Annotated in this window: 7 protein-coding genes; 3 read left to right on the top strand and 4 right to left on the bottom strand. The window is 73.0% G+C overall.

Features of this window, described 5'->3' with window-relative positions:
- Window positions 1-59: 59 nt before the first annotated feature.
- Window positions 60-842 carry a DUF3153 domain-containing protein gene (locus AB0C20_RS20755; RefSeq protein ID WP_357188164.1) on the bottom strand — a complete coding sequence of 261 codons (783 nt, stop codon included), beginning with the start codon at window positions 840-842 and terminating at the stop codon, window positions 60-62.
- Between the two features lie 170 nt (window positions 843-1012).
- Between AB0C20_RS20755 and AB0C20_RS20750 the strand changes: the two genes are divergently transcribed.
- Window positions 1013-1477 carry an NUDIX domain-containing protein gene (locus tag AB0C20_RS20750; RefSeq protein ID WP_357188162.1) on the top strand — a complete coding sequence of 155 codons (465 nt, stop codon included), beginning with the start codon at window positions 1013-1015 and terminating at the stop codon, window positions 1475-1477.
- Here AB0C20_RS20750 and AB0C20_RS20745 read toward each other — a convergent pair.
- The gene (locus AB0C20_RS20745; RefSeq protein ID WP_357188160.1) at window positions 1447-2610 is read right to left on the bottom strand and encodes an FAD-dependent oxidoreductase; all 1164 of its coding nucleotides are present in this window, start codon (window positions 2608-2610) and stop codon (window positions 1447-1449) included. The two genes, AB0C20_RS20750 and AB0C20_RS20745, sit on opposite strands and share 31 nt — an antisense overlap.
- Before the next feature lie 67 nt (window positions 2611-2677).
- Here AB0C20_RS20745 and AB0C20_RS20740 point away from each other — a divergent pair, with 67 nt between their 5' ends.
- Window positions 2678-3307 (top strand): TetR/AcrR family transcriptional regulator, encoded by a 630-nt coding sequence (locus AB0C20_RS20740; protein ID WP_357188158.1) that lies wholly within the window; start codon window positions 2678-2680, stop codon window positions 3305-3307.
- Between the two features lie 539 nt (window positions 3308-3846).
- Entirely contained in the window at window positions 3847-4971 is a 1125-nt protein-coding gene (locus tag AB0C20_RS20735; RefSeq protein ID WP_357188156.1) for an FUSC family protein, read from the top strand.
- A gap of 12 nt (window positions 4972-4983) precedes the next feature.
- Here the strand turns inward: AB0C20_RS20735 and AB0C20_RS20730 are convergent, their stop codons facing one another.
- Both AB0C20_RS20730 and AB0C20_RS20725 read right to left on the bottom strand, forming a co-directional pair.
- Window positions 4984-5712, bottom strand: coding sequence for a phospholipase (locus AB0C20_RS20730; protein WP_357188154.1), 729 nt, complete (start codon window positions 5710-5712; stop codon window positions 4984-4986).
- Between the two features lie 91 nt (window positions 5713-5803).
- Entirely contained in the window at window positions 5804-6793 is a 990-nt protein-coding gene (locus AB0C20_RS20725) for a LacI family DNA-binding transcriptional regulator (protein ID WP_357188152.1), read from the bottom strand.
- Window positions 6794-6915: the final 122 nt, after the last annotated feature.

Here is a 6915-nt window from a genome sequence, read left to right as displayed (position 1 = left end):
GGCGGTCGAGCCAGCGCTGGAGGGCTGCGCGGGGGTCGTCGGTGGTGGGGTCCTGTGGATCAGCCAGGCCCCGGAGCGCCGGCGGGCGGGCCCGGCGGCGGGGTCGGACCGGGCGCAGCCGGCGCCGCGGGGTGACGGCGACGAACCAGGAGTACGCCCACAGCGGCGAGCAGCAGCAGGAGGAGGACACCGCCGACGACCAGCAGCCAGGGGAATCCGCCGTCATCCTCCTCGCCGGCGGCAACCGGCGAGGTGGACGGTCGTGGTGGCGCCTCGGCCACGGCCCGCAGCTCGGCTGGCTTCTCCTGGTTGGGATCGACCTTCCAACTGACCGAACGGCCGTTGACGGTGCCATTGCTGTCGATCACCCGGCCGGGAAATGTCACCGAGATCTCGAACGACATGAGCTTGAGGAACGCCTGTTGGTTTTGCGGATTCTGCTCCGCAACCTTTCCGCCATATTTCTTGGGATCGAGCGGCAGCGTGAAGCGGTAAAGATCACCGTCCCGGACCAGTTTCACGCTCTCGGTGTCGAAACCGGCCAGCGGCGCCTTGCGATAACTGATCTGGGAGCCGTAGAAAGTGTCGTCCTGGTAGAGGGTTTCCTCGCCGGCCGGTAGGGCGGGGATGTTCTGCCGCAACTCCGCGAAGGCGACCGGGAGGTTCTTGTTGCGGCCGCTCAGCACCGACTTCTGGGCCGTCAGCAGGAGCTGCCCGTCGACAGTGTCGTCGGCGTTGACGGTCAACCCCATGTTGAGTTGCATGCAGCCGCTCAGCGCGGCGAGAAGAAGGAGGCACACCGCGACGCGGAGTGCCCTACCGCGGTTGACTCTCCTGTTCATGGGGTCAGTGTGTGTGATCGCTTTCACTATCAGCAGTCAGCGATCGGTCACAACGAAGTCGCCGATTGTACCGGCGCACTGTCGCCTTTGATTAGCCCCGACGACGACCCGATTGACTATTCTGGAGCTTTGGGGTCACGACGGTTCCTCGCCGGCCGTAGTCTGGTCGGATGAGAATTGTCGCGTGCGTCCTGCTGGTAGATCCCGACGGGCAGCTGCTGTTGCAGCTGCGCGACGGCGACGCGACGCACCACCCGAACGTGTGGGGGCTGCCCGGCGGCCACGGCGAGCCGGGGGAGACGCCGGAGCAGACCGCCGAGCGGGAGTTGTTGGAGGAGACCGGCCTGCGGGCCGACGGGCCACTGCAACCGGTCGCCGTGCAATCGCTGCCCGAGCTTGCCCGGGTCAAGCACTACTTCCTCGGAAGCACCAGGGCCCGGCAGGAGGACGTGGTGCTCGGCGAGGGCGCCGCGATGCTCTTCGTCCCCGGTGCCGAAGTGCTCGACGGTCGTCAGTGGACGCCGGGCACAGTGGAGGTGCTGACCGAGTTTCTCGCCTCCGCGGAGTACGCCGCACTGGCCACCGGCCGGATCGCTGGGCCGGCTCAGCCCGCCGGTGGTCGCCAGTCCGCGTAGCGGGCCATGCTGCGCAGGGCGACCCTGCCCGGGGTGAGTCGCAACGCGATGGTCCGCATCGCGAAGGCAATCGGGTTGTGCAGCTGCTGTCCGAACCGCCCAGCGATGTAGGAGGCACGGGCGACGGACTGACTGCGCCCTCGACGCTGCTCGTCGTACGCGGCCAAGGCGGCCGGCACTTCCTCGGCGCCGCTGGCGCAGACCGCGCCGAGCACCACCGCGTCCTCGATCGCCTGGCCGGCGCCCTGCCCGAGGTTGGGTGTCATCGGATGGGCGGCGTCGCCGAGCAGCGCCACCCGGCCCCGCACGTACGAGGGCAGCGGCTCGGCCAGGTAGTGGATGTCGTTGCGCAGCACGACGTCGGGTGGGGTTGCCGCGAGAAGCGCCGGGATGGGGTCGTGCCATCCGCCGAAGCGCTCCCGCACTGCCGCCAGCTCGTTGGGGGCGTGGCCGCCGGGCGGGGCGTTCAGCGCGCCGTACCAGTAGAGCTGGCCGTCGCCGATCGGCACCATGCCGAACTCGGCTCCCGGCCCCCAGGTGATGGCGGCCGGGATCGGATCGGGGAACGCGATGGCCGCCCGCCACGTCGTCGATCCGGCGTACACCGGGCCGGGGTGTTGCGGCCAGAGCTGGGCGCGGACCCGGCTGCGCAGGCCGTCGGCGCCGACCACCAGATCGGCGGTGAGGGTGTGGGGGCCGTCCGGCCCCTGGTAGCGCACCTCGGCGTGGTCCGGGCCGGACTCGACGTGCTCCACCACGGCGTTGGTGTGCAGGGACGACGCCGGCAGAGCCTCGCGCAGGATGCGGTGCAGCGTGGCCCGGTGCACGCCGAGCGCCGTGGTGCCCAGCTGCCTGATCATCTCCGAGGCGTCCACCCGGGACAACCAGCGCCCGTGCCGGTTGCGGATCCCGCCGGGCGCCTCACCGTGCCCACCGCGGCGCAGGGCCGGACCGAGGTCGAGGGCGTCCAGCGCGCGCACGGCGTTGGCCATCAGGCTCAGGCCGGCGCCGACCTCGCGCATCTCGGGGGCGCGCTCCAGCACTGTGACCCGCCACCCGTGCCGGTGCAGGGCGAGCGCCGCGCTCAGCCCGCCGATGCCGGCGCCCACCACCACCGCGTGTGAGTCGTCCATGTCGATCCTCCTTCTACACCTGTAGAAGAGTGATACTACCTCCGGACCACCAGGAGGGAGAAGTGCCATGACGGCGCGGGTGAACCGGATCGCGACACTGTCCGACGCGGCCATCGAACTGATCGCCGACGGTGGCATGCGAGCCCTGACCCACCGGGCGGTCGACGGCCGCGCCGGTATGCCGCCAGGCACCACCTCCGCGTACCTGCGGACCCGGCAGGCGCTGATCGAGGCGGTCGTCGGACGGCTCGCCGAACGGGACCGGGCCGACCTTGCCGCGTACGACCTGCCGACCGGCCCGCCAACCCCGACGTCCGCCCCCCGGCTCGACAGCGGCGACCTCGACGCCCTCGCGGCCGGTGTCGCCGAGGTGCTCGACCGCTGGTTGAGCACCGGACGCAGCCGGAGCCTCGCCCGCTACGCCTGCCTGCTGGAGGCGGTGCACCGGCCCGAGCTGCGCGGCATCCTGCAACACGGCACCGGCCTTCGGGTGCAGGCCCGGGATCTGCTGACCCGGGCCGGAGCCACCGACCCCGACCGGCAGGGCGACCAGTTCGTGGCGTTCGTGGACGGGCTGCTCTTCGACCGGCTGGCCGGCGCGGGCGCGCTCAGCGCCCCACAGCCCGGCACCACGGCCAGCCGCGCCGACCTGAGCGCCGCCGTCCGTACGCTGCTGCGAGCCCTCACCGGAAGCTGACCCGCCCGGCGTCGGTCGGCGAGTGGGCCGTCAGGCCTGACGGTGTGTGGGCCTGACGGTGTGTGGGCCTGGCTGCGTGCGGACCCGACGGTGTGTGGGCCTGGTGATGTGCGGGCCTGGCTGGGTGCGGGCCCGTCTGCGCGCTGGCACCCGGGCGGGTCGCGAGCAGCCCGGTGATCAGGTCCGCCGCGTGATGGGAGACGATCGCCCCGAGATGCCGTGGGCCGCCGGCATGGCGTCGTGGGCCGGCCCTTTGGAGCTGAACTGTTTGCGACATCGCGCCTGATGCCGTGGGCCGCCGGCATGGTGTCGTGGGCCGGCCCTTTGGAGCTGAATCGTTTACGACATCGCGCCTGATTCGTCTACGGCATCAGCTCCAAAGGGCGAGCGGACAGGGTGCTGCGGTGAGCTGGCGGTGTGCCGGGGTGAGCTGGTGGCGGGTGTGGTGAGCTGGGGCCGGGGCCGGGGCCGGGGCCGGGGTCGGGGTCGGGGTCGTGGCGGCGGGCCGGGCGGCGTGGGTGGGTGGGGGAGGTTGGGCGATGGTGCGGTTCAGGGGCCTGCGGACTGCCGGCGGGCGGTTGCGGCACGGCTGGCGGCCGGTGCTGGAGGCGACCGTCGCGGCGACCGTGGCCTGGCTGCTGGCCACCCGGCTGCTCGGGCACCCGCAGCCCTTCTTCGCGCCGGCCGCCGCGTTGATCGTCCTCGGGCAGGCCCGGGGGCAGCGCATTCGCCGGGCCGTCGAGGTCATCCTCGGGGTCGCCGCCGGGGTGCTCGTCGCCGACCTGGTGGTGCAGGCGCTCGGCCCGGGCAGCACCTGGACGGTGTTCACAGTCATCCTGCTCACCGTCCTCCTCGCGGTGGCCTTCGGCGCCACCGGCGTGACGCTGGTGCAGGCGGCGGTCTCCGCGCTCTACCTGGTGGTGGTCGCACCACCGGACGGCTCGTTGGTGCCGTTCCGCTTCGTCGACGCGCTGGTCGGCGGCGCGGTAGCCCTCGCGGCCAGCCTGCTGGTCGACGCCCGGCATCCCCTCGCGCCGCTGGTCGCCGAGGTACGGCGGACCTTCGACGAGTTGGCCGGGCTGCTCGGCGGGATCGCCGACGCGCTGGACGGCCGCGACGAGCCGGCTGCGGTCGCCGCGCTGCGGCAGGCGCGGGGGATGGACGCCCGGGTGGACGGGCTGCGCGACGGTGTGCTGGCCGCCGGTGAGGCGCTGCGGCTCAACGTCCGTCGACGTCGGCACATCGGTCGGCTGCGCTCGGTGGACGAGTCGATCCGGCAGATCGACTACGCGGTTCGCAACGTCCGGGTGCTGGCCCGTGCGGGCGTGACCCTCAGCCGGCTGCACACTCCGGCCCCACCCGAGCTGGGCGCCGCCCTGCGGTCACTGGCCGAGGCGGTCCGTCAGGCCGGCGCCGCCCTCGCCGCGGACCTGAACGGGCAGGAGGAGACCGCCGACCGACACGCCACCCGGGCCGACGAGTCGGCGTTGGCAGCGGTGCACGCCGCCGGGCAGCTCTTCGGTCCCACGCAGACCCTTCCTCTAGCGATGATCATCGGTCAGGTTCGGGCCACGGCCATCGACCTGCTGCGCGGCGTCAACCCGGAGGACGACGCCGCCGTCCTCGCCCGCGTCGACGACGCCCTCGGCCTCCCGCCGGTCTGACGTCCGCACCGCTCAACGGTGGTTCTCAGCCCGTGGAGGATGGGCGGTGAGCCAGGCGATGGCGGAATCGCGGATCGGGGCGGGGATCTCGTGGCCGCCGGGGAACTCCTGGTAGGTCACGTCGTAGCCGAGGTCGTGCAGGTGCGGGACGAGACGGCGGCTGCACACGTCGATGGGCAGCACCCGGTCGTCGACGCCGTGTGAGATGAAGATCCGTGGCCGGCCGTGGGTGACCGGTGGCGCGGCGAAACCGGGGGAGAAGGCCAGCACCGCGTCGACCAGATCCCCGTTCGCCAGGCCCAGCGACAGCGCGTACGAGGCGCCGTCGGAGAAGCCGCCGACCGTCACGTCGGCCACCGGGTAGGTGTCGAAGACGGTCGCCAACAGCCCGTCGATGCGCCCCACGTCCGCCCCGAAGCCGCCGGCGATCAGGTCCCAACTGGCCGCCGACGAGTCCGGCGCGACCAGCAGCAGGTGCTGCGCGTCCGCTACCGGCAGCAGCAGGTCCAGCCCCTGTCGCGCCGAACCGCCCGCACCGTGCAGGAGCAGCACCAACCGGTACGCCGAACGGTCGGTCGCGCGCTCCGGGGCGTACCCCAGGGCCAGTCGGTCACCGTCGGGGCCGGTCATCGGCACCAGCCCGGTGCGGCCCGGCGCCACCGGCGGGTGGCGGCGGGCGGTCAACCGGCCGTCCCGGGGGCTCGGCGCCGGGTCCCAGTGCGACGGCGCGGAGTCGGACACGGGTCGGCGCTCCTCACGGTGGACGAAAGGTCCGACGCGGTTACCCGGCCCGTACGGGGTTAACCGTCAGCGTGCTCGATCGAGCGTCGACTCAGGCGCTGGCCCGCGCCACCAGGGCGGACGGGAACAGGGTCACCGGCGCCGCCGGGCGCCCGTCCAGCAGGGCGGTGGCCGCGGCGACGGCGATCCGCCCCACCGGGTGACTCGCCGTGGTCAGCGCCGGGGCGGTCATCCCGGCCAACGGAATGTCGTCGAAGCCGGCCACCGCTACGTCGCCGGGCACCCGCGCACCGGCGTCGCGCAGGCCCGCGATCACCCCGAGCGCTGTGTCGTCGCTGATCGCGTAGATCGCGTCGATGTCCGGCCAGCGGCGCAGCGCCTCGCCGGCCGCCGTCCGGCCGCGCGCCGCCCGGAAGTCCCCGGGCAGTATCCGCTCCGGTAGGCCGGCCTCGGCCATGAGTCGGCGGTACGTCTGCACCGGGCGTTGCGCGCAGGGCAGCCACCGGGGGCCGGTCACCATGGCGATCCGGCGGCGACCCGAGGCGTACAGATGGCGAAGCACCTCTTCGGAGCCGGCGGCGTTGTCGACGTCGAACGACGGCACTGTCGCCGAGCCGACGCCGATCGAGACCACCCGACCGCGTAGCGACCGGGGCACCGCAGCCAGCAACTCCTCGGTGGTGTTGACCAGGATCACCCCGCACACGCTGCGATCCCCGTCGAGTTGGTCGAGGCTGCGGGGGTCGCCGAACGGCAGCCAGTACAGCGCCACCCCGACACCGGCGGGCGTGCACACCCGGGCGGCCGCGCCGACCACCTGGTGCACGTACGGGTCGTCCAGCACCGCGGCGCTGGTGCCCAGAACGGCCACCACCAGGCGTACGCCGCCGCCGCTGACCAACGCGCGGGCTGCGGGATTGGGCACGTAGCCGAGCTGGTCGACGGCTGCCGTGACCTGCTTGCGGGCGGCCGGCGAGGCGAACCCCGTGCCGGCGATCACCCGCGACGCCGTGGACCGGGACACCCCGGCGACCCGGGCCACGTCCTCGAGGGTGGCCGCTCGGTGTGCCGCTGTCGTCATCGTCGCCTCCCGCGGCGGCCCGTCCGGTCGGACCAACGCCTGCTCACATCATGCCCCGGCCGGACCAGCAGCGGTAAGGGGCGGTTCCCGGTTGTGGTGGTAGCGCTCTCAGGTGTGCGATC

It is taken from the genome of Micromonospora sp. NPDC048843, assembly GCF_040649965.1.
Lineage (GTDB): Bacteria > Actinomycetota > Actinomycetes > Mycobacteriales > Micromonosporaceae > Micromonospora > Micromonospora hortensis.
This window is presented reverse-complemented; position numbering and strand designations above follow the sequence as displayed.

Excerpts from the sequence above, each read along its gene's own strand:
- AB0C20_RS20755 (WP_357188164.1), bottom strand. The coding sequence starts at position 842 with ATGAACAGGAGAGTCAACCGCGGTAGGGCACTCCGCGTCGCGGTGTGC.
- AB0C20_RS20750 (WP_357188162.1), top strand. The coding sequence starts at position 1,013 with ATGAGAATTGTCGCGTGCGTCCTGCTGGTAGATCCCGACGGGCAGCTG.
- AB0C20_RS20745 (WP_357188160.1), bottom strand. The coding sequence starts at position 2,610 with ATGGACGACTCACACGCGGTGGTGGTGGGCGCCGGCATCGGCGGGCTG.
- AB0C20_RS20740 (WP_357188158.1), top strand. The coding sequence starts at position 2,678 with ATGACGGCGCGGGTGAACCGGATCGCGACACTGTCCGACGCGGCCATC.
- AB0C20_RS20735 (WP_357188156.1), top strand. The coding sequence starts at position 3,847 with ATGGTGCGGTTCAGGGGCCTGCGGACTGCCGGCGGGCGGTTGCGGCAC.
- AB0C20_RS20725 (WP_357188152.1), bottom strand. The coding sequence starts at position 6,793 with ATGACGACAGCGGCACACCGAGCGGCCACCCTCGAGGACGTGGCCCGG.